This is a genomic window from Rhodococcus sp. 2H158, assembly GCF_053764755.1.
Genome location: NZ_JBSNCE010000007.1, coordinates 114,765 through 141,169 on the forward strand (window position 1 = coordinate 114,765; position 26,405 = coordinate 141,169).

Genomic DNA, 26,405 nt, shown 5'->3' on the forward strand with positions numbered 1-26,405 from the left:
CGGCGCCGGGTGTTCGTGGTGTGACTGGTCCATCAGTTGATAAACAATATACACTCTATGGTGATCTCGGACACTCGGGTGCGCCCCGTACCTTCGCCCGAGTGCGGACCGGTGCAGCGTCGCAACACAGAGGAGAACGAACGTGTCGGGTAGCAACTCACAACCGGTCATCGCCCGGATGTTGATCGGGAAGCAATGGCGGGACGGGGACACCGCCCAGGAGGTCCACGACCCCTGGCGCGGCGACGTGGTCGGACGCATGCCCGTCTCCTCGGAGCGGGATCTCGATGACGCGCTCGCGGCCGCGCACGCCGCGAGCGCCGCGATGGCCCGGATGCCGGGGTACGAGCGCGCGAAGATGCTGCACCGGATCGCCGACACTCTGCTCGCACGTGCCCGTGAGATCGGTGAGGTCATGACGCGCGAGACCGGCAAGGCGATCCAGGACGCGGTGGTGGAGGTCGAGCGGGCCGTCGACACCCTGCGCCTGTCGGCCGAGGAGGCTGTGCGCATCGAAGGCGAACACGTCCCGATGGACGCCTCGGTTGCCGGCGCGGGAAAAATCGCCATGGTCATGCGGTTCCCGGTGGGGGTCGTTGCCGCGATCACGCCCTTCAACGCGCCGATCAACCTCGCCGCTCACAAACTCGGTCCCGCCCTCGCCGCCGGCAACGCCGTGGTGATCAAGCCGTCGCCGAAGGCGCCGCTGTGCGTGCACATGATGATCGAGGCCGTAGTGGAGGCGGGGGTCCCGGACGGTGCCGTCAACGTCGTCTACGGCGATCTCGTGGGCCCGAAACTGGTGGCGGATCCGCGGGTGGACTTCGTCAGCTTCACCGGGTCCATCCCGGTCGGCAAGATCATCCGCCGGGACGTCGGGATGAAGCGCGTGGCCCTCGAACTCGGCGGGGTGGGACCGACCTTCGTGCACCACGACGCCGATCTGGCAGCTGCGGCAACGGCGTGCGCGCGCAACGGAATCCAACTGGCCGGTCAGAGCTGTGTATCGGTGCAGAACGTGTTCGTCCACCGGGACCGCCACGAGGAGTTCCTCGAGGCACTCGTGCGGGAGACACGCTCGATCCGGTTCGGCGATCCGCTCGACCAGGCAACGGAGGTCGGCACCCTGATCGACGAGCAGGCCGCGATCCGGGTCTCGGGCATGGTCGCGCGGGCGCTCGACCGCGGCGCCGAGTTGCTCTGCGGCGGCAACCGCAACGGAGCGCAACTGGACGCCACCGTTCTCACTCGCGTCGACTCGTCGATGGACATCGTGACGGACGAGATCTTCGGCCCGGTACTGTCGGTGCAGCCCTACGAGCAGATCGAGCCGATCTTCGAAGAGATCAGCGCCAGCCCGTACGGCTTGCAGTGCGGGATCTTCACCAACTCCCTGGACCTCGCGCTGGCGACGCTGCGCAACGTGCGAACCGGCGGGGTGATCGTCAACGGAACCTCGCGGTGGCGCGCGGACCAGATGCCGTACGGCGGTGTCAAGGACAGTGGTATCGGCAGGGAGGGACCGAAGTTCGCGGTTCGGGAGATGACCGAGGAGCGGCTCTTCGTGCTCAACGGCTGAGCGGCCCGACCCTCGTCCGCGCGGACACGGGCACTCCGACCGAGAATCGGAGGCCCCTGTGGTCGGTGGGTGCTCAGGTCGGCAGTGCCCGATCACCTTGCCGGCCACGAGGGCGGCGGCGACGCTGACAAAGAGCAGATCCGTGGTGGCGGCTACCAGGCCATCGAGTCCTCCGACGGCGACACCGGCGGCGAAGAAGACGAACAGCGGTGCGGTGAGCCCGGCCGAGAGCGGCCGCAGGCGGTGCTCGAAGTGTTCGAGCATTCGCAGTCCGCTGCGATGGGCACACCGCGCGGGAACGGCCAGTCCGAGCAGGACGCCGGCGATGGTGGCGTGGGCTCCGGATTCGTGCACCGCCAGCCAGGTCGCGGCGGCCAAAGGCGCCAGCAGCCACACGCTTCCGATGCCGCGTCGGGTGGCCCAGGCGAAGACGAGCAGGGGCAGTGCCGCCGCGGCGAGGGCGAGCACATTGATGTCCTCGGTGTAGAAGACGGCGATCACGCCGACTGCGAGGAGGTCGTCCACCACGGCGAGGGTGAGCAGAAAGGTGCGCAGGGCCGGGGGTAGATGTGCGCCGATAACCGCGAGGACCGCGACCGCGAAGGCGATGTCGGTGGCGGTCGGAACGGCCTAGCCAGCCAGTGCCTCCGCGCCGCCGTTGCGGTTGGCCAGCAGGAAGATTGCCGCGGGCACTGACATGCCACCCACTGCCGCGGCGATCGGCAGGGCGGCGCGGCGGGGATCACGCAACTGGCGTGTGACGAACTCGCGTTTGAGCTCGACCCCGACCACGAAGAAGAATACGGTCAACAGGCCGTCCGCCGTCCAGGCGGCGAGGGAGAGATCCAGATGTATCGTGGCCGGGCCGATGGTGGTGTCGCGGAGCACGTGGTAGGACCGCGACCACGGAGAATTGGCCCACACCGAGGCGACCGCCGCGGCGGCGAGCAGCACTCTCGCGACGGTGTCCTGTCGCAGGATGGTCGCGATGCGGCCGGCGAACGACATCGCGCAGGCGAATGGGTTCAGCGGACACGGGCAATCCTCCGATCGGGTACCTGCGGCGGCGTCTTCGGCGGAAACTGCAACCCGCCGCGGTAGCTGTGCCGAACATCTTTGGGACGCAGTGCATTATCTACTTGAGGGTTCGGGCACGGATCGGATGCAACGGTCGAATTTTTCGGATGCGCTGTGAATCGCGACAGCAGTTGACGCCAACGTTGATCTACAGTATATCATCTAGCTTGTGTCGCGGCTCACAATGGTGAGCCGGGATATCGCCACTGGCGTTCCGACTGGCGAGAGCGACACATCCATCTGACAAGGGGATATGCAATGGGTCAGCTACACCCACCTTCCGCCGGCGAGCGGGCGCGCAGCGTTCACGGACCTGATCGGAGGCAACCATGAGTGCCGAAACCGCCCTCGACACCGACAAGACGAGGATGGAACCTGCGGTCATCGAACGGGATCGGCCACAACCGGTACGGCAGGTGGACCGGGCGATGAAGGCAGTCGACTGGGTACTGGAAACACTCGCGCTCGGTGCCCTCACCGTGGTCATGTTGCTGACGGTGGCCAACGCCGCGGCACGCTACCTGTTCCAGAGTCCCCTTCCCGGGGCCATGAACGTCACGCTGCTGTACTTCATGCCGGCGCTCGTCTTCCTCGCTCTTCCGCGCGTGCAGGCGGTGGACGCGCACATCTCGGCGACCCTGGTCGTCGATCGATTGGGTACGCGCGGGCGTCTGATCTGCAAGGTGCTGGTGAACGTGATCGTGGTCCTGATCATGATGGTGATGCTCGAGGGCGCCCTCCACGAGCTCGGCGGCGCGTGGGGGGCGGTCCTGGGCGGCTACCCACCGCTCCCGCTGGGCCTGTCCTGGGTGTTCGTCCCGATCGGCCTCGCCGGCGCAATCGTGCGCGGCCTCTGGCAGATCGCCACCGCCGGCGTTGCACGCGAGGCAGACGACGAGCGCGAAGCAGAAAGGCACGCCGATGTTGTTTGAGGTTCTCGGGCCGGTCCTGGTGCTGATCGTCCTCCTGGCGCTCGGAACCCCGGTCGGATTCGCGATGGCCGGAGCCGGCATCGCCGGTCTGTGGGCCATCGACGGTTTCGACACCCCGGCCGCACTGCTGTCCACCGGACCACACGGTGCGACGCAAAGCTTCAGCTTGACCGCGTTGCCGATGTTCATCCTGATGGCCGAGTTCCTCGGCGCGAGCACGATCGTCGGCCGATTGTTCGATGCCGCGAGAGCCTGGTTCGGGCGGCTACCGGGTGGCCTCGCCATCGCCAGCGTGGGAGCCGGCGCCGGTATGGGCACCATTTCCGGCTCGAGTGTGGCCGCCACGGCGAGCCTGTCGCGAATCTGTATCCCCGAGATGCGTAAGAGCGGCTATCACGACCGCCTGTCGCTGTCCTCGGTCGCCTCGTCCGGCACCCTAGCTGTGATGATTCCGCCCAGTGTGCCGCTGCTGATGTACGGCATCACCACCGAGACGTCGATCGTCGACCTGTTCACCGCAGGCATCGTTCCGGGCATCATCCTGGGGCTGCTCTTCGTGGGCACGATTGTGGTGTGGCAGCGGATGCGTCCCGAGATCGCCCCGCCCACCCCGGAAACCACCTGGCGGGAACGTCTCGAGTCGGTCCGGCACACCGGACCGGCGATCCTGCTCGTCACGCTCGTCCTGGGTGGCATGTACTCGGGCATCGTCACCGCCACCGAGGCCGGTGCCGTGGGCGCCTTCGGCGCGCTGATCGTCGCGATGATCTTCGGCGGACTGCGGTGGAACGGAATCCTGACCTCGCTTCGGCGCACCGCGGAGATCACCGCGGCGGTGTTCATCATCGTCATCGGCGCCAAGCTCTTCACCCAGTTCCTGACTCTGACCGGCGTCACGCAGAGCCTGACCGAGACGATCAAGGAATCGGGCATCCCGCCGCTGCTGGTCATCGTGCTCGTGTTCCTGGTCTACGCCGTCCTCGGCTGCTTCATGGACGGGCTCGGCATGATGCTGCTGACCCTGCCGGTGTTCTTCCCTCTCGTCGTCGGTTTGGGTTACGACCCGATCTGGTTCGGCATCATGGTCGTTCTGGTCATCGAGTTGGGATTGATCACTCCGCCGGTGGGGATCAACGTGTACGTCGCTTCAGGCGCGTCCGGGGGAGATCTGGGTGTGGCCTTCCGGGGTGTGACCCGGTTCTACCTTGCCGCTGTCGCCACGGCGGCGCTGATCATCGCCTTCCCGACCATCGTCACGTTCCTGCCCTCGTTGCGCGGGTAACCGGCTCGACTGAGCACCATACGAGAGGACACCACTTCCGTGATCACGTTCAAATCCCTCAAGAACAGGCGAGGAGGCGGCGTCGGACTGCTTGCCGCAGTGCTCACCTGCGCACTGCTGCTGTCCGGTTGCAGCTCCGCGGTGCAGCGCGGCGAGGTTGCCGACGATGGCACGATCACCTTGCGCTTCGCGCACCAGTTCTCGACCCGGCACGCCATCACCAAGAACGCTCTCGAGGTGTGGATGGACGAGGTCGAGACGCGAACCGCGGGGCGGGTGAAGTTCGAGTACTTCCCGGCCGGCCAGCTCATCGAGGCCAACGACGTCTTCTCGGCGATCCGCTCGGGAGTGATCGACCTCGGCTACTTCGTGCCGGCGAACGCCGCGGGAGCGGAGCTTCCGTTGAGCGATGTCACGGCGGTCCCCGGCTTCGGAGCCGAGGATTCGCTGGAATCGATGCAGGGCGCCTACTGGGAGCTGCTCAGCGGGATCCTTGGGGAGAAGGACTATCTGCCGAAGAACGTTCGTCCGGTGATGGGGATTCTGGCCGGCAAGTACCAGCTGCTCGGCACCGGTGAGCCGGTGCGCACCGGGGACGACTGGCGGGGATTGACGGTGCGCAGCGCCGGTGGCGCATCCGACTTCGTTGTCAAGAACCTCGGTGCCGCACCCGTTCACATGAGTTCGGGCGAAGTGTACGAGGCCATGCAACGCGGAACGATCGACGCCGGCATCAACACCCTCGAGTCCATGCCCGCTGCGGCCCTCGACGAGGTGACCCGCTCGGCGTCGACCAATGCCCCCTTCGGTGCCGGACCGACCGTGCTGGCAATCCGCGAGGAGGCCTGGCAGAACCTGCCGGAGGACATCCGGACCGCGATGGCCGAGGCGCGGGAGGTGGCGCTGGCGACCCTGACGGCCTTCTACGCCGACCAGAACGCCAAGGCCCTCGAGTCGATGTCGTCGGACGTCGAGTTCTACCAGCTCACTCCGCAGGAGTTGGCCGACCTCGAGCCGGCCATGACGCAGTCCCAGGAGGAGTGGGTGGCCCAACGCGAGCGGCCGGGCAAGCCGGCCCGCGAGGTGCTGGACGCCTGGGCAGATGCCCTCGAGCGTCGGCACGCTCCTGCGCGCGGCTCCTGAGAGTCGCAGTGGGGATCGCTCCACCGTGACTTACCCGCACCGAAGCCGGTGCCTTCCGTCTCGATACGGAAGGCACCGGCTTCGCGGCCGGGTGGGACAACCCGGCGATGAGACATGAACCTGCTGGACAGAACCGACCAGGATCACCTCTTCGGCAGCGGTGACCCGGCCCGACGGGGTCGGACCGAAAGCAGGCAACAGTCGCTGCGTTTCAGTCGGTATCGCGGTCGGCGTGGAGTGGTTCGCGTGTCGGAGCATACGGCGGCCCTCGACCGCCCTCGACGGTCACGAATGCAATTGCAGCAGAGTGCCGTCAGTACCGCGGCACTGCAGACAGCTCCGGCCGCAAAGGCCAGACTGATGCCGGCCTCGGTCGGATGGCGGTCCGAGGCCAGGTGGGTGGCCAGTACCGCGCCCGAGACCGCACTGCCGAACGCGCCGCCGACGGTGCGAAGCACTTGGTTGAAGCTCACCGCGCTGCCGAGTTGGACGGCGGCGACGTTCCGCGCGATCAGGGCCGGCATGGCCGCATACGTGGTGCCGAGTCCGATGCCGAACAGCAGCATTCCGCCCAGGATCCCGGCGAGGTTGTCGTGTACCCGCCAGAGCAGAACGGCAGAGGCGGTCATCACAGCGGCGCCGATCGGCAGCATCGTCGTCATCTGAACCCGCCGGGTGAGCACCCGGACCAGTCGACCGGCGCCGAGACTTCCCACTGACAATGGGAGCATCACGAAACCCGCCCAGAACAGGGGCAGGCCGACGCCGTACTCGGTGGACGTCGGCGCCTGTGCGGCCAACCCACCGACCGACAGGCCGACATACAGGGCGGCGCCGAGCCCGATCGCGGTGCCGTTTGCGAGCACGACGTCCGCATTGCGGAACACCCGCAGGTCGACCAGAGGATCCCCCGTTCGTAGCTCGACCACTATCCAGGCGACGAGCAGGACAGCGGCAAAAAGTACGGCGCCGAGCGTCCAACCCGACGCCCAGCCCCAGTTCGAGCCTTCGCTGACCACCAGCAGCAGCGCCGAGAGCCCGAGACCGAGCAGGACGGCCCCTGCCGCATCGAAGGTGTCGCGAAGGGCGCGCAGGTCGGGACCGTCGGGCACCGCTCGGTGCACCGCGGCTGCCGCGGTGAGCAGGAACACCGCCGCGAACCCGAAGGCCGAGCGGAAGCCCAACTCGCTCGCGAGCACGCCGGTGAGCGGATAGCCCACGCCCATCCCTGCCGCGACGGCTATCGACAGGCTCGAAATGGCAGGTCGCACAGACTCCTCCGGCAGATAACGGCGAGCGAGTGCGATCGTGACCGGGACGATCCCGTAGGACAGGCCTTGCAGTGCCCGTCCCAGCAGGAAGATCGGGAAGTTCGGGGCGGCCGCGGCGATGACCGACCCGACGAGGATCACGGCGAGCGAGACCAACAGGAGGCGCTTCTTGTGTGGGCCGTCGCTGAGCCGACCCATGATCGGTGTGGCCACCGCACCGACGAGGAGATTGACGGTCAGCATCCACTGCGCGCTGCTGACGGAGACGTCCATGTCGCGCGAGATCGTCGGTACCAGCAGCATGCCCAGCGAGCTGACAACCGCACTGGTCAGGCTGGCGTAGACCAGGACCGGCAGCAGGGCGGGGCGGGCGGTGCATGTGCTCATCGATGCGTCCTTCACGTGTTCGTAGGTCGGTGTACCGACGACGCCGGGAAGGCCGAGGTCGGGCTGTCTTTCGCAGCCTGTGAAACGCGGCTCTTGTCACTTGACTAGCTATAATATATTGTAGCTACCGAAGCACCCGGAGAACCAAGGAGTGGGTATGACTACCGAAACCGTCGACGTCAGCGCGGAATACGGCACCATGTCGGACGAGGCTGTCGCCCGGCTGCGCAGCCGCTTGGGCAAGGTGATGCCCATCGAGAAGCCGTACATCCGGCACATCAACCCGGACAGCATCACGCACTTCGCCCGCGCGGTGGGCGACCAGAACCCGCTGTACCTCGACGAGGAGTACGCGACGAGCGGCCCGCACGGCGACGTGATCGCACCTCCCGGCATCTTCTACGGAGTCGCTTGGGGCAGCTGGGATCTGCGCCGCGGACAGGGCCTGCCCGGAGTGCACGGCCTGCACTCCGGCGATCACTGGCAGTTCTTCCAGCCGGTGCGCAACGGTGACGTGCTGCGGGCCACCAAGGAGCTGATCAAGGCCGACTTCAAGGAAGGCCGGATGGCGAACAGGATGCTCGTGCAGGCCGACGAGATCCGCTACTACAACCAGCGTGACGAACTGGTCGCCATCCAGACCATGCCGATCTTCCGCATGGAGCGTGGGGAGTCCAAGTCGACCGGCAAGAACGCCACCCTGGAACTTGCTACGTACACCGCCGAAGAGATCGCGCAGATCGATGCCGAGCTCGACGCCGAGAAGCCCCGGGGTGCCGAGACCCGTTACTGGGAGGACGTGCAGGTCGGTGACGCCATCGATCCGGTCGTCAAGGGCCCGCTGACCGTGCCGGAGATGGTGGCGTGGCTGCAGGGCATCGGTTCGCCGCACGTGCGCGCCGGCAAGTACTGGCTCGACTACCGTCGCCAGTCCCCCAAGGTCGCGGTCACCGATCCGAAGACGGGTATCCCGCAGGCGATCGAGCGGGTGCACTGGGACGACTTCATGGCCGCCGAGATCGGTATGCCGGCCCCGTACGATTACGGTTCGCAGCGTGGCGGCTACGCCACCTACTGGGCCAGCCTCTACCCGGGCGACGAGGGCTGGGTGGCCGACCTCGACTTCCAGTACCGCAACATGGTGTTCATCGGCGACGTGTACCGGATCAAGGGTGAGATCGTCGACAAGTGGCGTGGTGCCAAGACCGGCACCGGCTACGTCAAGGGCAAGTTCACCTCGATCAACCAGCGTGGACAGGACGTCATGCCGGGCACCGTCATCTTCGCTCTGCCGAGCAAGGAAACGGGCCCGATCCAGTTCCCGATCGACGTCCAGGAAGACGGCCGGGCTTAACCCCGGCAGCTGGCCAGGAAAGAACCGTTCCTGAGCCAGTACGGCAGGCCGCGTCGTCTCGGACCCTTCGCGGCGCGGCCTGTCGACACACTCGCCGATGCCGGTGCCCGCAGCGGGCGACCATTCATCACCAGTTCCGGTGCCTCCGGAATCGAGGAGCTCTCTCATGACCACAGTTCAGCGCCCCATGAAGGGGATCCGCGTTCTCGACTTCACCCACGCGGCGGCCGGCCCCTTCGCCACCGTGATGTTGGCCGACCTCGGAGCCGAGGTCATCAAGGTGGAGAAGCCGGGACGAGGAGACGGCTCGCGCCACATGGGCAAGCCGATGCTCGGCCCCCTCGAGAGTGACTACTACGTCGCCCTCAACCGGAACAAGCGCGGTATCGCCCTCGATCTCGGGACCCCGGAGGGCCGGGAAGTCGCGCTCCAACTCGCCGAGAAGTGCGACATCGTCGTCCAAAACTTCCGGCCGGGCGTGATGGACCGTCTCGGACTCGGATTCGAGCAGATCGCCGCCCGACGGCCCGGTGTCGTCTACTGCTCGTTGTCGGCCTTCGGCCCCGAGGGCCCGCTCAGCGACCGACCGGCGAACGACATCATCATGCAGGCCGTCTCCGGTCTCATGGGCATCACCGGCGAGGTCGGCGGCGGTCCGGTCCGGGTCGGCGCCCCGATCAGCGACTTCAGCACCGGACTCTTCGGGACCGTCGGCATCCTCAGCGCACTCTACGTGCGGGACCAACATCCCGAGGGTCAGCACATCGAGGTCGCCATGCTCGACAGCAGCATCGCGCTGATGTCGAACTACCTGCCCGCCGTCGCCGGCCTCGGCGAGACCGTTCCGCGCTGCGGCAGAACCCACGCCCAGATCGTGCCCTACCAGGCTTTCGAGTGCTCGGACGGCGCGTACGTCATGGTCGGTGCCTTCACCCAGGGCTTCTGGCGGCGACTGTGCCTCGCTGTCGATCGTCCGGAATGGCCCGAAGATCCCCGCTTCGAGACCAACGCCAAGCGGCTGGAGAACCGGAGCGTGCTGGCTCCGATGCTCGAGGACATCTTCCGCACCCGCACCCGCGAGCAGTGGCTGGACACTCTCAAGGTCGCGGATGTACCGGCCAGCCCGGTGCTGGAGCTGCACGAGGCGGTCGCGAGCGAGCAAGCACAGTACAACCAGATCGTCCAGGACGTCGGTCGAGACGGAATTGCCTGCCCCACAGCACGGTTCCCGGTGCGCTCCTCGTCCTGGCCGCTCGCCGAATCGCAGACTCCGCCGAGAATCGGTGAACACTCGGTGGACGTGCTGCAGGACGTGCTCGGCAAGGGCGAGGAAGAGATCGACCGGCTGCTATCCACCGGCGCGGTGGGAGTGGACCGGGTCGACGTCTCCTCGTAGCTCCAAGCGTCTTCGGTGGCGCCGAGTGGAGGCCATAGAAGAACACTCGAGCGCGGCTGCCGGCAGCCGCGCCCGAGGACATTCGTTCCACTGAATCGGACTCGGTCTCGGTCTCCAAGACTGTCGAACCCGCGAACCACAGGCGCATCCCCGCCTGATCGAACTAGTTGGAGGAGTACGTCGTGACAGCTCTCGAGGGCGTGAAGGTGATCTGCCTCGGGCAGTTCTACATGGCACCGTACGCCACCATGCTGATGGCCCGGCTCGGTGCCGACGTCGTGAAGATCGAAGCCCCCGAGGGTGATCCCTATCGTCGCCTACCCACGGTCGACGACGAAGGCATGTCCGTGCAGTTCCAGTTCATGAACGCGGGCAAATGCACAGTGCGACTCGACCTCAAGCATCCCGCCGGTCAGGAGATCTTGCGTTCGCTCGTCCGCGAGTCCGATGTGCTGGTGCAGAACCTGTCTCCGGGCGCGATGGAGCGCTTCGGCCTGGGTTACGAGCAATTGAGCCAGGTCAATCCGCGCCTGATCATGGCCTCGGGTAGCGGGTTCGGCTCCTTCGGTCCGTATGCAGGCGAGCCGGCAATGGACCTGACCATCCAGGCCCGTACCGCTGTCATGAGCACGACCGGCTTCGACGACGGCCCACCGGTCCGCACCGGCCCGTCGGTCGTCGACATCATGGCCGGCACGCACCTGGTGGCCGGCGTGACAGCCGCCCTCTACCAACGCACCGTCACCGGACGAGGCCAGCACGTCGAAGTGGCTCTCCAGGACGCAATCATCCCAGCCCTGACCTCGAACATTGCGGGATGGCTCAACAGCGAGGGCACCATCCCGGAGCGGACCGGCAACCGGCACGGGGGCCTGGCGGTCGTGCCCTACAACGCCTTCCGGGCGAGCGACGGCTGGATCACCTTGCTCGCACCGACACAGGCGCACTGGGACCGACTGTGCGCGCTGATCGGCGACCCGGACCTCGCTGACGAGCGCTTCGCCGACATGGCGGGTCGATGCGCCAACGATGTCGAGGTCGACACTCTGATCGAGCGGTGGACGCAGCAACGACCCAAGGACGAGCTGGTCAAGGCCCTCCAGGCAGCCAAGATCCCGTGCGCCCCAGTCGTTACGCTACCCGAGTTGCTCGAGGATCCACACGTGCGCGAGCGGGGAATCATCCGCCGGATGGTCGACGAGCGGGGAGAGTGGACCACGCTCGGCAGCCCGATCCTGCTGTCCGATTCGCCCCTCGTCGAGCCCGCCCGCGCCGGCGGACTCGGTGAGCACACCGACGAGGTGCTCACCTCCCGACTGGGAATGTCGGCAGACGAGGTCGGCAAGCTCCGCGAGGACGGTGTGCTGTGAGCGCGGCGGGAACAGCGGACCCGGCCCGCAAGGCAGGGGTCACCGGCACCGCCTTCGCCCGCGGGGTGTGGGGTACCACCCTGCCCTTCCCCAGCCCGCTGGCCTACTCGTTCGGCTACCTCGTTGCGGTCGACCGGGGCGTGATCGCGGTCGACCTGGGCTGGAACTCCGACGAATCCTGGGAAGCCTTCCAGCTCGGCCTCAAGCGCGCCGGAGCGGGGTTGGATTCCCTGCTCGGTGTGCTGGTCACCCACGTCCACCCCGACCACTACGGCCTGGCCGACCGGGTACAGAAGCACACCGACGCCTGGATCGCGATGCATCCGGGGGAGCTGCCGCACGTCGTCCGGGACGAGGCGTCGATCCGGGCGCGGGTCGAGGACATGACCGTCTGGCTCACCCGCTGCGGTGTGCCAGCGCACGTCCTCGACGAGATCCACAGCGAGGAAGCGGAACTCACCTCGGGATTCGCGTCGGTCAGACCCGATATCCTGTTGGGCGACGGGGACAAGGTGCCCGCCACCCGTGGCTCATTGGTGGCACTGCACACCCCGGGTCACACCCCCGGCCACCTGTGCTTCCACGACACCGAACGGAACCTGGTGTTCACCGGCGATCACGTGCTGCCCCGGGTCACCCCGAACGTCTCCCGGCGGCCGGGCTATGGCGACGACCCACTGGCGGACTACTCCCGCTCCCTCGAACGCCTGCGGGTCGCGTCCGATGCGTTGGTGCTGCCCGGTCACGAATGGGCCTTCGACACGCTCGAGCCTCGGCTACAGTTCCTGCAGGATCACCAGGACGAACGCGGCCGGGAGGTCGAGGCGGTCGTTGCCTCGGGCGCGGAGACGGTATGGGAGGTGACCCAGGCATTGAAGTGGGCTCGGCCGTTCGAGCAGCTGGCCTCGCGCGGGCGCCGGCAGGCGATCGGCGAGACCCACGCCCACCTGTACCGGCTCCGCAACGAGGGCCGGCTCGCCGTCGATGCCGAGGTCCCCGAACGCTGGTCCCGCGCCGCGGACGGAATGCCTCGCCGCGAGACCGCGTGACCAGCGCGGGTGTTATTTGCCGGCGGTCGACTTCCGCGCAGCCGGCTTTCTCGCCCGCGCCTTCTTCGCGGGCGCGGGCTCATCCATGCGCGCCTCGCGGTCGCGCTGCATGTTGCGGCGGTAACCGCGGTGCGCGTCCATCGCCGCGATCATGCCGTCGATGTCGCGGGCCTCGAACAGCTCGAGTTGGCGAAGGTGGTCCTCGTGCCCCTGGGTGCTCTCGATCAACTCCGCCGCGGTGTACGGCTTGGTGATGTCCCACAGATAGCCCAGTAGGTGCAGCAACACCGGAGACCCGACCCGGTTGAACGCGACGAAGTGGAACCTGCGGTTCAGCTCGAGGTATTCGAGGCGATCCGCGGCGCTGAGCTTGTGGCTCTCCTCCTCGAGGATGCCGCGCATTTCCGCGATGTCGCCCTCGGTGATCTTGGGCATCGCCAGCCTGAGCGCCTCGGTTTCGAGTACCGTGCGCCAGGTGTAGATGTCGTCGAGTTCGTCGAAGCTCAGGTCGCGGGTGAAGAAACCGCGCGCCTGCCGGTAGTCGATGAAGCCCTTCGCCGCCAGCGAACTGAGCGCTTCGCGCACCGGGATGTGGGAGACCTCGAATTCCTTGGCCAGGGCGGAGGGGGACAAGCGGGCCCCGCTGCCGTACTCGCCCTCGGCGATCGCCGTCTCGATGCGGCGCTCGATGAACGAGACCAGTGTCTCCGGCCTGTTGTCCTTCGCTGCTCCGGCTGTCTTTGCGGTCGCCACGGCTGTACCTCTCTCGGGGAGTGGGGCTAAATACTATACTATCGCGACCCGGCGCTGAACGTCCGGAAACCGGACGGTTCGTTCCCTCGTGCGCCGACCGAATCTATCGGTCGCATGGGCCGGCTCAGGCCCGAGTCTGTTGTCGCCGCACCCTTTTCGAGGACTCATAAATAGTATATTCTAGATTATCCAATCACATGGAGGAGCTGAACCAATGGCAGACATCGAGTTCACCGTCGAGGGCGGGGTAGGTCGCATCCTGCTGAACCGGCCGCACCGCAAGAACGCCTTCACCTTCGGAATGCTCGAGGACTGGGCGTCCATTCTCGACAATGCACAGCACGACGATGCCGTTCGTGTGGTGACGGTCTCCGGTGCCGGCGGTGCGTTCTGCGCGGGAGTCGATTTGGAGGACTTCGCCACCGAACGTGCCACCCCGTATTCCGACAAGGCCATGCTGACCGACCGAGTGCACATCGTCGCGCGCGCGGTCGAACGCTTCGACAAGCCGTACATCGCCGGCGTGTCGGGTGTCGCGGTGGGCGCCGGAATGGACATGGCGTTGATGGCGGACATCCGCGTCGCGGCGGAGAGCGCTCGGATGTCGGAGGGCTACATCAGGGTCGGACTGCTGCCCGGAGACGGCGGATGCCACTTCCTTCCCCGGCTCGTAGGTAAGGCAAAGGCCCTGGAGTTGCTGTGGACCGGGGACTTCGTCGATGCCGAGACCGCGCTGGAGATCGGTCTGGTGAACCACGTCTACCCGGACGGTGAGTTCGACGCCAACCTCGACGAATTCGCCTGCCGCCTGGCGGCGCAGCCGCCGCTGGCGATGCGAATGATCAAGCGCGCCACCGTTCACGGCGAAACGCTGCCCCTGGCGGCGTCCTTGGATCTGATCTCTTCCCATCAGGCGATCATCCAATCCACCGAGGATTCGGTGGAGGCGATGGCGGCCTTCAGGGAGAAGCGCAAGGGTGTTTTTGTCGGCCGGTAGTCGACGGCCGTGCTCCATGCTTCTGCGGAGCTCCGGGCCCGGTGGAAGCAGGGGGTGCCGCATGACGTCGCCGGCGTCGGTGCACGTGATTTGCACCTGATCCAGAGTGGAGAGTGAGCCTTGACACACCGCGAAAAACAATAGAGGATATATTCTAATCGCACTCCGGTGGTGTCCACAGGCTTGGGCGATCGATACTTTTGACTCTCTGCTGGAAGGGCGAGAATATGGACGTCACGTCCGCAGTGGCTAACAGCCGCATGACATTCCGTCAGTACCTGGTGATCTTCGGGGCCTTGCTCTGCAACCTGGCAGACGGCTATGACCTCTCTGTAGTCGGATTCGCGTTGCCGCACCTACCGGACGGGTTCGCGTCGTCCGCGGTGAAGGGCTGGCTGATCAGCACCGGGCTGATCGGAATGGCCGTCGGTGCCATCTTGGTCGCCCCGATGGCCGACCGGCTCGGCCGTCGTACCCTGCTGATCGCAGGCGTGGCACTCAACCTGGTCGCAATGATCGGAACCGCGCTTGCACCGAACGTCGAGGTGATGTTCGTGACTCGCTTCTTCACCGGGGTCGCGGTCGGCGTGTTGGCGACCCTGAGCATCTTGATCGCTCAGGAGTACGCGGCCGCGGACAAGCGGAATCTCGCGGCTGGCCTGGTCACGATCGGCTTCTCGATCGGAACGATCGGGGGTGGGATCATTGGACTGTCGCTGGTGAACGCGTTCGGTGGGGCGTGGCAGGTGTTCTTCTGGGCCGGCGCGGCCCTGACCGCGGTGATCCTGGTGTACATCGTCGCCCTGATGCCCGAGTCGCTGTCTTTCCTGGTCGCGCAGGGGACTCCCGATGCGAAGCGGCGCATCGCGAAGATCGCGGATCGCATGGGTCTCGAGGATGTCGATCCGGACGCGAAGGCACCGGTCGACCCGGTGGAGACGAGTGTCGAGACGAAGGCCTCGTTGCTCGACAGCGTGTTCCGCAAGCGTTCGCTGTTGCTGTGGTCGGCCTACGCGATCCTCACCGCCGCCTACTACTTCGTCGCATCCTGGACCCCGCAGTTGATCGCCAACGAGAGCGGCAGTGCCGACGTCGGAACCACGGTCGGCACCCTGATCAGCGTCGGCGCGATGATCGGCGCAATCACTTTCGGCATCATCGGCATTCGAGTCGCTGCCCCCAAACTCGGCTGGATCTTTCTCGGGATCGCAATCGTCTCCCAGCTCGTGTTCGCGATGACGATGGAGGGGGGCATCGCGATGGGCGCCGCCACGGTTCTCGGATTCGCGGCATTCGCCTCGATGACCGCCTACGTGTCCGCTGCGCCGCAGCTCTACCCGGTGAAGCTACGAGGTAAGGGACTCGGCTACATGTACGGCATCAGCCGGTTCGGCTCCATCCTCGCCCCGATCGTGGCCGGCTACGCGATCACCTTGGTCAGCGGCAAAACGATGTACCTCGCAGCATCGCTGTTGTTCGCGATCTCCTTCGTGCTTACCGTTGCCCTCTGGAAGAACACCCGGCACCTGCTGGCGGCCACGCGAGAGGCCGAACCCGCCACCGAATCCGTGCCCGCGACGGCTTGATCCCCGCGAGTCACACAACAAAAGGAAAAGGCAGATGAGCAGCTCGTTGCACCCGGCCCGGTCCACCTGCGTCGACCAGGAACTCGACCTGAGAATCGGCGGCACCTTCGAGCGCGGCCAGGGGCCCGACTTCCCGGTGTACAACCCGGCCACCGAGGAGGTGGTCGCCGAGGTGGCGGAGGCGAGTCTCGCCCAGATCGACCGTGCCGCGGCGATCGCCCGCGCCGGACTGGACCGCGACGAGATGGGTGACGCCAAGGAGCGCTCGGCCGCGCTGGACCGGCTGGCGGATGTGTTCGAAGCGCGCGCCGACGAGCTCCTCGCAGTATCGGTGAACGAAATCGGCACCCCGGTCTCCACCGCCCAGGGCCTCCACGTGGACACCCCCATCAGTGTGCTGCGGTGGATGGCGCAGGCCACGCTGATCGATCGCACCGAACACCTCGGGGTGTTCCCCGGTCATCCGGCCAGCGATTCGAAGGTGATCTATCGCCCGGCGGGGGTCATCGCCGGGATCGCCGCCTACAACTATCCCTTGCTCTTCGCCGCGATCAAGGTCGGCGCCGCGTACGCAGCCGGGTGCCCGAGTATTCTGCTGTCGTCGCCGAACGCGCCACTGGGCATCCTCAATTTCGGCCGCTACGTTCAGCAAGCCGGCTGGCCCGAGTCCTCGGTGAGTGTCCTGGCGGGTGGAGTCGACGCCGCGCAGCACCTGATCTCGCGGCCCGAGGTGGCCAAGGTCAGTTTCACCGGCTCCGTCCCGGCGGGTAGGGCGGTCATGGCGACCGCAGCGGAAGGTCTGCGGGACGTCGTGCTCGAGCTCGGCGGCAAGTCCGCTGCGATCGTGCTGCCCTCCGCGGACGCCGAGTCGGTCGTCGAGCCGATCCACTCCCGATACCTGCGCAACGCCGGGCAGGGATGTGCATCGCCGACGCGAATCCTGCTGCACCGAGCACAACTCGACGCCTTCCTCGCGGCCAGCCGCGCCTACTTCGAGTCGGTTCCGGTGGGCGATCCCTGGGACACCCGGACACTGGTCGGACCGGTCATCAGCGAACGCCATCGCGCGAGCGTGCTCGGCCACATCGACAACGCGCTCAGCGACGGGGGCACGGTGCTGGCCCGCGGTCACGAGCCGCAGGGCGCGGGATGGTGGGTACCGCCCACCCTGATCGGCGGACTCGGCAACGACGCCCGCTGCAACCAGGAGGAGATCTTCGGTCCGGTCGCCAGCGTGCAGACCTACGACACGATCGACGAGGCGGTGGCCATCGCCAACGACTCCACCTTCGGACTGCATGCCACCGTGTGGGGACCCCACGACGAGGCGATGGAGCTGGCGCCGCGGCTCGACGTCGGGCAGGTGTCGATCAACGGCGGCGGTCCGAAGCGGCCGGACGCCCCGAACGGTGGCTGGAAGAACAGCGGCATCGGGCGGGAGTTCGGCGAGGGGGGAATCCGAGAGTTCCTCGAGCCGGTCCACATCCAGTGGCCGGTCAAGTAGGGAGGTAGCCATGTCCGACCAGTATTCGGTTCACGCGCTTCGCTACGCCCGGAGCGTCGGCAAGCGTTCCTCGTACTTCTACGGCCACCACCTGTCCGGGCAGCCGGATGCCGAACAGCACGTGGACTGGTCCTTCTGGCTGCTGAAGAGCGGCAACAAGACCGTTCTTGTCGACTGCGGGTACGACACCGACCGCGCCGCGCGGAAGGGTCGGTACGTCGGGACCAATCCCCTCGCGCTGCTCTCCCGGATGGGTGTCGCCGCGGGCGAGGTCGACCACGTCGTGATCTCGCACGCCCATTACGACCACGTCGGGAACATCGGCCTCTTTCCGAACGCCGAGTTCACCCTTGCTCGTACGGAGTTCGACTGGATAACCGGGCCCTACGCGAACCGGTTCCCGACCTGCTGGGTGGTCGAGGAAGAGGAACGTACGATGATCCAGAACTTCGCTCGGGATGGACGATTCCGCTTCGTCGACACCCGCACGGAAGTGTTGCCGGGCATCGAGGCGTGGACGATCGGCGGGCACACCCCCGGGCAGATGCTCGTCGAGATATCGGCGACCTCGGGGAAGGTGGTGCTGGCTTCGGACGCCGCCCACTTCGCCGAGGAGTACGAGACCGACCGTCCGTTCGCCATGTTCCACAATCTCGAGGACATGTTCGCCGGTTACGAGCAGCTTCGGAACCTGAACGGCCGCAAGGGAACGGTGGTGATCCCCGGTCACGACCCCCGGGTGAGCCAGACCTTCGCCGAGGTTGAGAAGGACTGCTTCGACCTCACCGCCGTGATCGCGCATCCGGTGGAACACGACAATCTGGAAAGGGCAGCGCGATGACGACGAACCTCGAGGTTCCCCGGACCGCACGGGCCGCAGTGGTGACGGCCTTCAACGAACCACTCGAGGTGCGGGAGGTCGCCGTCCCCGAACTCGAAGCCGGAGCAGTATTGGTCAGGATCGACGCGGCAACGGTGTGCGGCAGCGACGTTCACCTGTGGGACGGCTCGCTGTCTGCGATCCGGCCACTGGAACTGCCGATCATTCCGGGCCACGAGATGGCCGGCACCGTGGTGGCGCTGGGCCCGGATGGCACCACCGACGTTGTCGGAGCCCCACTTGTGCCGGGTGACCGGATCGTGTTCACCCAGGGACGGTGCGGCAGCTGCTATCACTGTACCGTCGCAAACCAGCCGAACCTGTGTCCCAACCGCAGCAATTATGGAGTCAACTGCGAGAGGTTCCCCTACCTCGTCGGGGGATTCGCAGACTACTGCTACGTCTATCCCACCTCGCGCAAGATCAAGATCCCGGCAAATGTGAAGTCCGAATGGGCGTCGGCGTCGAGCTGCGCGCTCCGCACGGTGATCAAGGCATTCGATCAGCTCGGTCCGCTGCAGTCCTGGCAGACCGTGGTGATCCAAGGCGCCGGTCCGCTCGGCCTGTTCGCGACTGCGGTGGCCTCGCATCTGGGCGCTACCCGGGTCATCGTGATCGGAGATCCCGCCGATCGGCTGGAGCTGGCGCGAGCATGGGGAGCGACGGACACCATCTCCGTTTCGGGGCGCCCCGACCCCGAGGCGCGGGTAGAGGCGATCAAGGAGCTCACCGAGGGTGCCGGGGCAGAGGTCGTGATGGAGTTCTCCGGTGCCCGGACCGCATTCGGTGAGGGGTTGGCAATGGCGCGTCGAGGTGGACGATTTCTCGTCGCCGGCCAGGTCGGACCCCACACCGTGGAGTTCGAGCCGACCGCAATCACCCGCGGCAATATCAATGTGATCGGGTCATTCTCGGCATCGGAGGCAGAATACTGGCGTGCGCTTCAGTTCATGAGTGCAACCCAGGACAAGTTCGATTTCGATCGCATGCTGTCCAATCGATTCGGACTCGAAAAGGTCACCGATGCTCTCCGGGGGATGCAGGGTCTGACCGAGATAAAGCCGGTAATCCTCCCCAATGGGAGCGGAATCGCAGGGCTCGACGGATGACAGTGGTATCCGTTTGAACCTCGGAGCGTTCGTTCCACGAATACTCCTGCTGCTGGGCGTGGCGGCGCTTGGTGGTGCAAGGGCAACGGGCGCAGTGTGGGGCACTACCCGGTGCTTGTAGGTCACCGCGAAGCTGATGGCGCTCATCCAGAATGCCCGCCCGCCGCCGACACCGACCTCGAGACCCCCGCCTTGCAACCGCCCGAGCCTGAGTTGGGGTCCGAACTGCCTCTGGTGATGCGCACCCGCGAACGGGAAATCGCCCCAGACGGGCTCGGGAACGCAGTCCCGCCCCGGCTGCCACTGGAGGCTTGGTCCGGGACTTCGCCGAGGTCATGACCGATCGCCGTGGAGGTGACCGCGCCGCCTGGATGAGCGCCGTCAGCCGCGACGGCGAACTGTCTTGGCTCCTTCGCTGTTCCGTAAACGCGTCATCCACACCGTATGACGAAGCCTCACAACAGAACCGCGAAATGCGCGCCAGATCCACTTTCGATGAGCCTGGTCAATGCTGCCGCCTCGCCCCTGTCTATATATAATAGTGTCTTATGTGTTTCGATCCTACCGCGATTCCTCCGGCCATCCCCGAGGGCGTTACGTCCGGTATCTCTGATGTCGAGTCCTACGATCTGATTCTGGGCGAAGGCGACGGAAGCTTCCGCGCATTCGTATCCCGTGCACAGTCGGCGGTCGAGACCGCGGTCGTGGTGCTGCCGGATGTCCGAGGACTGTTCGAGTACTACCGGCAATTGACGGTTCGGTTCGCCTCGGTCGGGCACCATGCTGTCGCCATCGACTACTTCGGTAGGACCGCGGGTACGGGGGAGCGCAGCGAGGACTTCGATTTCATGAGTCACATCGGGCGCACCACACCCGAACAGGTCCAGGCGGATGTCGCGGCGGCCGTCGACCATCTGAGGTCGACGCTGGGTGCTCGCCGCGTGGTCACTGTCGGATTCTGTTTTGGCGGGTCGCAGTCGTACCTCGGCACGGCGAATCCACAGTTGGCGCTCGACGGTGCAGTGGCGTTCTACGGTGGGCTGGACGGCACTCGTCTGGGAGTTTTTCCGTCGCCGGAGGACCGAGGGGCCGGCATGTCCGGGCCGATTCTTGCTCTGTTCGGCGGAGCGGATCCGAGTATCACGCCTGAGATGATCGACCGCTTCGACGCGGCGTTGTCGCGCCACGGCGTCGAACATGAGTTCGTCACCTATCCAGGTACGCCGCACTCGTTCTTCGACCGCCGGCATGGAGAGTTCGTGAACGAGTGTGATGATGCGTGGCGGCGGGTTCTGGATTTTCTGGCAACTGCGAGGTGAGCGCGCGGGGAGTAGAGCGGTATCGAACGCGATGTTCGGGCGCAGGGTGGCTGCGCCGAGTCGGTAGGAGCGGCGCTGCGGGTCCCGGTACTCGGGATGCGGCAGCAGATGCCGTGCCCTACTCGACGGCCGGTGACGGCTCGGAAGGAGAGGCCCCGCCGGGGCGAGGGGAGAAAACCGGCCGGCGGGGCTGCGGCCGCCGTACGGGCGGGATGAAGGCGACCGAGACCAATCCTGGGCGCGACGTGGTGGGTGTGCAGACGTTCGGCTCGCTCGATCCGGAACGGTTCGCGCCGACCGATGCGGCCCAGTGCTGACCGCCCGAATCGCGCCAGAAGACGGAGACGAGGGAACTGATCGCGGGGTCGTCGACGCTCGTGGCGCCGAGCGCGGCGTCGGCCTTCCTCGACTGGTGGGCAGGAATGACGTGTCAGGTCCGATGATCGACTCCGCCGTTCGGGTCTTCCCGGGCCTTGTCGCGAAGGGATCCTCGCGATCTTGTCGGAACTCCACGTTGGATCCCTGAGAGGGCATCCGTCCCGGTAGGGCCTGTTGGCTGCGCCTGCGAACAAGTCCCTATCCTCAGGGGCCGGAGAAGATCGCGTGCCTGTGCCGTCCCCACCGGATAGCTGAGGCGACTACCCTTCGTCGATGATCGGTACTCCGAGGGGTGACTCGTGATAGGCGCGATCGGGCAGTCCCTACCGATCGCGGTCGGCCTGCTGCTGGCCGCGATGCCGATGGTGATGCTGTCGGTGCTCCTGGTCACCAAGCGGCCGGTGAGCGTGTCGTACGCCTTCGTCGGTGGCTGGGTTGCGGGCCTGCTCGTCGTGGGCGCCGTGGTGCTCGCGGTGGCGGATGTGGTCATGCTGGCCGACGAGCCCACCTGGTGGGCCGGTGCTGTGAAACTCGCGCTCGGGATCGTGCTGGTCCTGATGGCTGTCCGGAAGTGGCGGGCGCGGCCGCAGGTCGGAGAGGAGTCCACCGTGCCAGGGTGGATGGCGGCCGCACAGACCATGACCGCTCGACGGGCTCTGCGTCTGGGGTTTCTGTTTGCGGCGGCGAATCCGAAGAACCTCGCCCTGGTCGCGGCCGGCGCAGCGGTCATCGCGGACGCGACTGCGCGGGTGCTCGAGCAGGTCGTGGCGCTGGTTGTCTTCACGGTCGTGGCGAGCCTGGGCGTGGCCGCCCCGGCCGTGATTCGGGGCGTGTTCACCGACCGCGCTGATCGCGCGCTCGCCGTGGCCGATGAGTGGATGACCCGGCACCACGCGGCGATCATGGCGGCGGTCCTGCTGATTCTGGGCGTGCTTCTGATCGGCAACGGGATCGCCGGGCTGTAGACGCCTGCCCTGAAGCTCCGTCGTCGGCAGGCTTGTTGCCGCCGGATCGATGCAACGACGTCGGCAATTCTGCACTGCGGTGGTGGTCTCCACGGTGGCGAGTTACGGGTTTGCGCTAGACGGTTTGGATGAGACGTAGGAGCGGAAGTACGCGATCGGTGCGGCGAAGATACCTGGCATAGTCGGGGGCGGTCTGCAGTATCCGGGGCCAGAACGCGGCTGCCTGCTGGGGTGTCAGCTCTTCGGCGCGAACCTGTTTCGTCTCGCCGTCGACCTCGACCTGGGCCTGGGGGTCGGCTTTGAGGTTGAAATACCAGCCCGGATGAGTTGGCAGCCCGCTGTTCGCTGCGACGACTATCAGGTCTGGGCCGTCCGGGAAGTACTGCAGTAGAACCGTGCGCGGCAGGCCGGAGCGTCGCCCGCGGGTGGTGAGGATGAGCGCTCGGCGGTGCCACGGACGCACGATCCGGCCCCGGGTCCGTCGGATGAGCCACGCCCCGATCCCGACCGAACGGGTGTCGACGACGTGTTCGATGCGTGTCTCGAGCCGTTCGACGCGCCGGGCAGCACTGTTCGTGTGGTCGTTCGAATCGGAGTTGCGCAACTCGGTGGCGAGCAGTCGTAAGGCGCTCCGGCGGATCAGGCCGCTGAAGGGACCGACGACGGTCCAGTAGCGGCCGAACCGCCGTCTGCTCTCCGCATCGGTCACGGCGACGCGTGTTTCTACTGTGAGAATCGACGACTCGGCGCCGTATGGGGCGACTCTGAGGTTGAGCACGATCTTGGCAAAGCCCGGCTCTTCGAAGGTGGCGAAGCCGTCCGGGCTGACGTTCGGACCGGACGAGGCGTCGGCAGCCGCCCACGGGCGACCGATCTGGCCGAGGACCATCTCGAGATTCGGTGCTTCTGCGAGCAGAACCCAGCCATGGTCGGTCATGTCCGCGAGCCGGAAGGTCGGCGCAGCGGCGGCAGCTACTCCCGGGCCGGTCCGGTGCGCGATGAGGCGTTGCGGGAGGGCGCGCAGACCGATGAGCGTCCGGATCAGCGGGGCCTGGAACAGGTCGAGCTGACGCGCGGCGCGGTAGCACGATCGGGGGTGGGCGCGGACGATGTCGGCGTGTGCGATGGAGTAGTCGTAGTGCGGTAGGAACTCATCGATCAGCATCGCTGACGCGGTCGTCGGGGCGGGCGCGGGGTGCGGCCGCGGGGCCGATTGCTCACCGGTCACCACGATGCCTTCGGCATCCGGGTACCGGCGGCTGCGACGGGGACGTCACTGTGCAGCGGAAGCAGGTGCCGACACCGATCAACCCATCGGTGAGCTTGTTCGCACGTAGCATCCGCGGGTTGTAGGCAGGTTCGTTGCGCTCGTCTACGACGACGTCGAACACTTCCTCAACCGGCCGGTGGATGAGGATCTCCCCGGTGATGGTCGCCATGGTGCTCTCCCGTCGACCTTCTCGGATGCTTGGGAAACTACCTCGAATGATACGGCCGGCAACTCCAGTAGTTCGCAGAAGAACTCGGCGAACTACTGGGGCGCAGCGGTGTGGTCGCGGGTTCATATCCTCCGAATCGGTACTGTTCGCCGGCGAGGCGCAGCTTGCAGTCCTCGACCATCGGGGTCGCACGCCCCGAGGTGGCAGCCGTGACCGGCGCGTCGACGTGGACGCGGCGACATACCGGTCCAGCACCCGCACGCACGCCGCGTCCCGCGGTGGATCCACATTAACGGCATACCGACTGCGGATGCGGCTATCGGCCGATCCGGCAACACCTGCCGACTGATAGCCGGCGACCCACCGGTCGAGTGTGCTCACCGACACGTGCAGCTCCTCGGCTTTGGTGGCCATGGCGCCGATCGGAACATTCGCGCGTCGTCGCGACGGGCCTACCGGTGTCCTGCACGTATCCGACCTCGACTTCGCCGGTCCGGGCACGTTTCCTGTGTCGACCCCGAGGGGCATCGAACCGCATCGAACTCGGTCCGGTTTCATTCAGCTGCCTGATCGGTCGAGGACAAGCGGGCGAGGTGTCGAATGTCAGGCCAGCATTTCCTTGAGGTAGGCGGTGATCATGGCCGTCAGCTGGTCCGCGATGACGCCCGGCTCGATGGGCGGCTGATCGAGCACGTAGCCGACCGCGACGTTCTCGACGGTGCGGACGAGCATCCACGCGATGGCCTCGGGATGCTCGATCGGGCGCCGGCTGGGATTGAAGCGCAGCCACATGGCCAGCAGCGCATCGATGCGGTGTTCGAACGCGACCAGCCGGCTGTCCGGCGTGCGGGGGAGTTGCTCGATGAGCACACGCAGCAGGCGGGGGTTCTCGCCGAGTGCCTCGAGCAGCACCCGCATGTTGGTTCGCACCGATTCGGTCCAGGTGGGGGCGTCGAGCGCACTGGTGAACACGTGCGAAATGCGAGCCTGCACCTCCTCGGTCCAGCGGTCGACGACTTCGGCCACGATGGCGTCCTTGCCGGGGAAGTACTGGTACAGCGATCCGGGGCTGATGCCCGCCGCGGCGGCGATCCGATTGGTGGAGGCGCCCTCGTATCCGTCGGTGAGCAGGACCTCCCGGCCGGCGGCGACGATGCGTTCGACCATCTCCTGCGAGCGGCGCTGCTGCGGTACCCGGCGCATTCGGCCCTGCTCCGCCGGCCTCATCGGCACCGTCCGGATGCGAATTGAACGCGAGTATTTGCTCGTGTAAGCATCGGCCCATGGTGGCACAGGAGATTCGACAGGACCCGCAGGCGGTGTGTTACCCGCACCGGTACGCAGGCATCCGACCCAGAAACGAGCGCATCGGGCGCCCTCTGCGCGCCTACGCGCGGATCGGCGCCGTCGACGAGGAACTGCTCGATCGGATCGGCCGCCGGATGTTCGCCCGCGACGAGGTGGGCGCGGACCTGGTGCGCGCGATGCGCCGCCCCCGGACGGACTCCGAGCGGGTGACCATGGCGCAGTTCCATCGGGCGCTCGAGCACGGCATCGACGCGGTACCGGACGCCCCGGACGCACTGCGACGGTTCTTCGCCGTGGTCGATCATGTCCCGGAGCGGGTGGACTTCGACCTGGTGGAGAAGGGGGGCCGGGCCTTCCGCAGGATGGGCCGCAGCCGCATCGACGTGCTGCTCCAGTTGTCGCTCATCGGCGGCTACCGGTTCGGTGGGCCGCCGGATCTGCTGGTCGAGACCGGGGGCCTGACCGGCTCGACCGCGATGCGACGCCTCGGCGAAACCCAGAAGTGGGGAACGGCGGTCGGCGAGCCCGGTGGAATGCGCCGGCACGGTGAGGGATTCAAGCTCACTGTGCACGTGCGCGCGATGCATGCGTTGATCAACCACCAGTTCGAGACCAACGGTCGATGGGACATCGAGCGCTGGGGTCTGCCGATCAACCAGACCGACCAGGCGGCAACCCTGGGACTGTTCAACGGCACGCTGCTGCTCGGCATGCGGGCTCTCGGTTACTTCGTCACCCGTGAGGAGTCCCGGGCGGTGATGCACCTGTGGAAATACGTCGGATGGCTCATGGGCATCGACGAGGACTGGCTGTTCGACACCGAACGCGAGCAGCACGTGTTCAACTACCACGTGCTGTTGGTGCAGGACGACGTCACGCCCGCGGGTGCCGCGCTGTCCGGGGCCCTCGTGGAGGGCCAGCGCACCCTCGACTACGGCCGGTTCGGCGACGTGCGCGGCCGGTACGAGCGGCAGCGCCTGCTGAGCATGCTCCGGTACTTCCTCGGCGCGCAGAGCCTGCGTGAGCTGGATTTGCCCGTCACCCCGGCATGGGCCGTTCCGCCGGTGGTGGTCAAGAACGTCGTCCTCTCCACAGTGGTCGCACGCACGCGCACCGGGAGGCGGTTCCTCGAGCGGTTCGGCGACCGGGCCGCACGGCGCGAACTCGCCTCGAAGTTCGGGGCGTCGAGGCCCGCCGTCGGCGCGCTGCCCGGCTGAGCTTTTCCCGCCCGCCCATGTGCCGGGGAGCCGGATCGGTCGCGTCGTCCCGGCCGCTAGGCTTGTCCCGGCAAGCCGGACCGCCGGTCTCCAGGAGATGGGGTCGGCGG

At 66.6% G+C, this 26,405-nt stretch carries 21 protein-coding genes and 1 pseudogene; 16 read left to right on the forward strand and 6 right to left on the reverse strand.

Annotation, left to right across the window (positions count from 1 at the left end; genetic code table 11):
* The first annotated feature begins 142 nt into the window (after positions 1-142).
* Positions 143-1,579 (forward strand): aldehyde dehydrogenase family protein, encoded by a 1,437-nt coding sequence (locus ACWPOB_RS08740; RefSeq protein WP_455400567.1) that lies wholly within the window; start codon positions 143-145, stop codon positions 1,577-1,579.
* 87 nt (positions 1,580-1,666) lie between these two features.
* On the opposite strand, the pseudogene ACWPOB_RS08745 reads toward ACWPOB_RS08740, so the two are convergent.
* A pseudogene (locus ACWPOB_RS08745) lies at positions 1,667-2,587 on the reverse strand (Na+/H+ antiporter NhaA); the annotation flags it as partial.
* 398 nt (positions 2,588-2,985) lie between these two features.
* Between ACWPOB_RS08745 and ACWPOB_RS08750 the strand changes: the two are divergent.
* The 3 genes from ACWPOB_RS08750 to dctP are packed head-to-tail and all read left to right on the forward strand — an operon-like array spanning position 2,986 to position 6,013.
* A complete protein-coding gene (locus tag ACWPOB_RS08750; protein WP_455400568.1) occupies positions 2,986-3,588 on the forward strand; it encodes a TRAP transporter small permease in 603 nt (200 codons plus the stop codon).
* A complete protein-coding gene (locus ACWPOB_RS08755) occupies positions 3,578-4,870 on the forward strand; it encodes a TRAP transporter large permease (protein WP_455400569.1) in 1,293 nt (430 codons plus the stop codon). The genes ACWPOB_RS08750 and ACWPOB_RS08755 overlap by 11 nt, the downstream gene beginning before the upstream one ends.
* Positions 4,871-4,909: 39 nt before the next feature.
* Entirely contained in the window at positions 4,910-6,013 is a 1,104-nt protein-coding gene (gene dctP / locus ACWPOB_RS08760; protein ID WP_455400570.1) for a TRAP transporter substrate-binding protein DctP, read from the forward strand.
* Positions 6,014-6,156: 143 nt separating this feature from the next.
* Here dctP and ACWPOB_RS08765 read toward each other — a convergent pair whose 3' ends face one another.
* On the reverse strand, positions 6,157-7,671 hold the full coding sequence (locus tag ACWPOB_RS08765; protein ID WP_455400571.1) for an MFS transporter: 1,515 nt from the start codon (positions 7,669-7,671) through the stop codon (positions 6,157-6,159).
* 157 nt (positions 7,672-7,828) lie between these two features.
* Here ACWPOB_RS08765 and ACWPOB_RS08770 point away from each other — a divergent pair, with 157 nt between their 5' ends.
* The 4 genes from ACWPOB_RS08770 (at position 7,829) to ACWPOB_RS08785 (ending at position 12,840) form a co-directional block, all read left to right on the forward strand.
* Positions 7,829-9,025 carry an FAS1-like dehydratase domain-containing protein gene (locus ACWPOB_RS08770; RefSeq protein ID WP_100055070.1) on the forward strand — a complete coding sequence of 399 codons (1,197 nt, stop codon included), beginning with the start codon at positions 7,829-7,831 and terminating at the stop codon, positions 9,023-9,025.
* Positions 9,026-9,191: 166 nt separating this feature from the next.
* Complete coding sequence (locus tag ACWPOB_RS08775) at positions 9,192-10,421, forward strand: CaiB/BaiF CoA transferase family protein (RefSeq protein ID WP_455400572.1); 1,230 nt, start codon at positions 9,192-9,194, stop codon at positions 10,419-10,421.
* 182 nt (positions 10,422-10,603) lie between these two features.
* Positions 10,604-11,791, forward strand: coding sequence for a CaiB/BaiF CoA transferase family protein (locus ACWPOB_RS08780; protein WP_100055094.1), 1,188 nt, complete (start codon positions 10,604-10,606; stop codon positions 11,789-11,791).
* The gene (locus ACWPOB_RS08785) at positions 11,788-12,840 is read left to right on the forward strand and encodes an MBL fold metallo-hydrolase (protein WP_100055071.1); all 1,053 of its coding nucleotides are present in this window, start codon (positions 11,788-11,790) and stop codon (positions 12,838-12,840) included. Before ACWPOB_RS08780 ends, ACWPOB_RS08785 begins: the two co-directional genes overlap by 4 nt.
* Before the next feature lie 12 nt (positions 12,841-12,852).
* Here ACWPOB_RS08785 and ACWPOB_RS08790 read toward each other — a convergent pair whose 3' ends face one another.
* Positions 12,853-13,593, reverse strand: a complete 741-nt coding sequence (locus ACWPOB_RS08790; RefSeq protein WP_100055072.1) for a GntR family transcriptional regulator — start codon at positions 13,591-13,593, stop codon at positions 12,853-12,855.
* 214 nt (positions 13,594-13,807) lie between these two features.
* Here ACWPOB_RS08790 and ACWPOB_RS08795 point away from each other — a divergent pair, with 214 nt between their 5' ends.
* The 7 genes from ACWPOB_RS08795 (at position 13,808) to ACWPOB_RS08825 (ending at position 22,331) form a co-directional block, all read left to right on the forward strand.
* A complete protein-coding gene (locus ACWPOB_RS08795) occupies positions 13,808-14,590 on the forward strand; it encodes an enoyl-CoA hydratase/isomerase family protein (RefSeq protein WP_455400573.1) in 783 nt (260 codons plus the stop codon).
* Positions 14,591-14,850: 260 nt separating this feature from the next.
* Complete coding sequence (locus tag ACWPOB_RS08800) at positions 14,851-16,176, forward strand: MFS transporter (protein WP_165038493.1); 1,326 nt, start codon at positions 14,851-14,853, stop codon at positions 16,174-16,176.
* A gap of 34 nt (positions 16,177-16,210) precedes the next feature.
* Positions 16,211-17,680, forward strand: a complete 1,470-nt coding sequence (locus ACWPOB_RS08805) for an aldehyde dehydrogenase family protein (protein ID WP_455400574.1) — start codon at positions 16,211-16,213, stop codon at positions 17,678-17,680.
* Between the two features lie 10 nt (positions 17,681-17,690).
* Entirely contained in the window at positions 17,691-18,521 is an 831-nt protein-coding gene (locus tag ACWPOB_RS08810) for an N-acyl homoserine lactonase family protein (RefSeq protein WP_455400575.1), read from the forward strand.
* Positions 18,518-19,669, forward strand: a complete 1,152-nt coding sequence (locus tag ACWPOB_RS08815; protein ID WP_100055077.1) for a zinc-binding dehydrogenase — start codon at positions 18,518-18,520, stop codon at positions 19,667-19,669. Before ACWPOB_RS08810 ends, ACWPOB_RS08815 begins: the two co-directional genes overlap by 4 nt.
* Positions 19,670-20,217: 548 nt before the next feature.
* Entirely contained in the window at positions 20,218-20,988 is a 771-nt protein-coding gene (locus ACWPOB_RS08820) for a dienelactone hydrolase family protein (RefSeq protein ID WP_455400576.1), read from the forward strand.
* A 677-nt stretch (positions 20,989-21,665) separates the two neighbouring features.
* Positions 21,666-22,331: a GAP family protein gene (locus tag ACWPOB_RS08825; RefSeq protein ID WP_455400577.1), complete on the forward strand. Its 666-nt coding sequence runs from the start codon at positions 21,666-21,668 to the stop codon at positions 22,329-22,331.
* 115 nt (positions 22,332-22,446) lie between these two features.
* On the opposite strand, the gene ACWPOB_RS08830 is transcribed toward ACWPOB_RS08825, so the two are convergent.
* From ACWPOB_RS08830 to ACWPOB_RS08840, 3 genes are all read right to left on the reverse strand, one after another.
* On the reverse strand, positions 22,447-23,496 hold the full coding sequence (locus tag ACWPOB_RS08830) for a nitroreductase/quinone reductase family protein (RefSeq protein WP_455400578.1): 1,050 nt from the start codon (positions 23,494-23,496) through the stop codon (positions 22,447-22,449).
* Positions 23,497-23,548: 52 nt separating this feature from the next.
* Positions 23,549-23,770, reverse strand: coding sequence for an SRPBCC family protein (locus ACWPOB_RS08835; protein ID WP_100055080.1), 222 nt, complete (start codon positions 23,768-23,770; stop codon positions 23,549-23,551).
* 603 nt (positions 23,771-24,373) lie between these two features.
* Positions 24,374-24,973, reverse strand: a complete 600-nt coding sequence (locus ACWPOB_RS08840; protein ID WP_455400579.1) for a TetR/AcrR family transcriptional regulator — start codon at positions 24,971-24,973, stop codon at positions 24,374-24,376.
* Positions 24,974-25,053: 80 nt separating this feature from the next.
* Here ACWPOB_RS08840 and ACWPOB_RS08845 point away from each other — a divergent pair, with 80 nt between their 5' ends.
* A complete protein-coding gene (locus ACWPOB_RS08845) occupies positions 25,054-26,295 on the forward strand; it encodes an oxygenase MpaB family protein (protein WP_455400580.1) in 1,242 nt (413 codons plus the stop codon).
* Positions 26,296-26,405: the final 110 nt, after the last annotated feature.

What these genes read in the sequence shown, in the direction of transcription:
- ACWPOB_RS08750 (WP_455400568.1), top strand. Translation starts at nt 2,986, where the DNA reads ATGAGTGCCGAAACCGCCCTCGACACCGACAAGACGAGGATGGAACCT.
- ACWPOB_RS08755 (WP_455400569.1), top strand. Translation starts at nt 3,578, where the DNA reads ATGTTGTTTGAGGTTCTCGGGCCGGTCCTGGTGCTGATCGTCCTCCTG.
- ACWPOB_RS08765 (WP_455400571.1), bottom strand. Translation starts at nt 7,671, where the DNA reads ATGAGCACATGCACCGCCCGCCCCGCCCTGCTGCCGGTCCTGGTCTAC.
- ACWPOB_RS08770 (WP_100055070.1), top strand. Translation starts at nt 7,829, where the DNA reads ATGACTACCGAAACCGTCGACGTCAGCGCGGAATACGGCACCATGTCG.
- ACWPOB_RS08775 (WP_455400572.1), top strand. Translation starts at nt 9,192, where the DNA reads ATGACCACAGTTCAGCGCCCCATGAAGGGGATCCGCGTTCTCGACTTC.
- ACWPOB_RS08795 (WP_455400573.1), top strand. Translation starts at nt 13,808, where the DNA reads ATGGCAGACATCGAGTTCACCGTCGAGGGCGGGGTAGGTCGCATCCTG.
- ACWPOB_RS08800 (WP_165038493.1), top strand. Translation starts at nt 14,851, where the DNA reads ATGACATTCCGTCAGTACCTGGTGATCTTCGGGGCCTTGCTCTGCAAC.
- ACWPOB_RS08805 (WP_455400574.1), top strand. Translation starts at nt 16,211, where the DNA reads ATGAGCAGCTCGTTGCACCCGGCCCGGTCCACCTGCGTCGACCAGGAA.
- ACWPOB_RS08810 (WP_455400575.1), top strand. Translation starts at nt 17,691, where the DNA reads ATGTCCGACCAGTATTCGGTTCACGCGCTTCGCTACGCCCGGAGCGTC.
- ACWPOB_RS08815 (WP_100055077.1), top strand. Translation starts at nt 18,518, where the DNA reads ATGACGACGAACCTCGAGGTTCCCCGGACCGCACGGGCCGCAGTGGTG.
- ACWPOB_RS08820 (WP_455400576.1), top strand. Translation starts at nt 20,218, where the DNA reads ATGTGTTTCGATCCTACCGCGATTCCTCCGGCCATCCCCGAGGGCGTT.
- ACWPOB_RS08830 (WP_455400578.1), bottom strand. Translation starts at nt 23,496, where the DNA reads ATGCTGATCGATGAGTTCCTACCGCACTACGACTACTCCATCGCACAC.
- ACWPOB_RS08835 (WP_100055080.1), bottom strand. Translation starts at nt 23,770, where the DNA reads ATGGCGACCATCACCGGGGAGATCCTCATCCACCGGCCGGTTGAGGAA.
- ACWPOB_RS08840 (WP_455400579.1), bottom strand. Translation starts at nt 24,973, where the DNA reads ATGCGCCGGGTACCGCAGCAGCGCCGCTCGCAGGAGATGGTCGAACGC.
- ACWPOB_RS08845 (WP_455400580.1), top strand. Translation starts at nt 25,054, where the DNA reads ATGGTGGCACAGGAGATTCGACAGGACCCGCAGGCGGTGTGTTACCCG.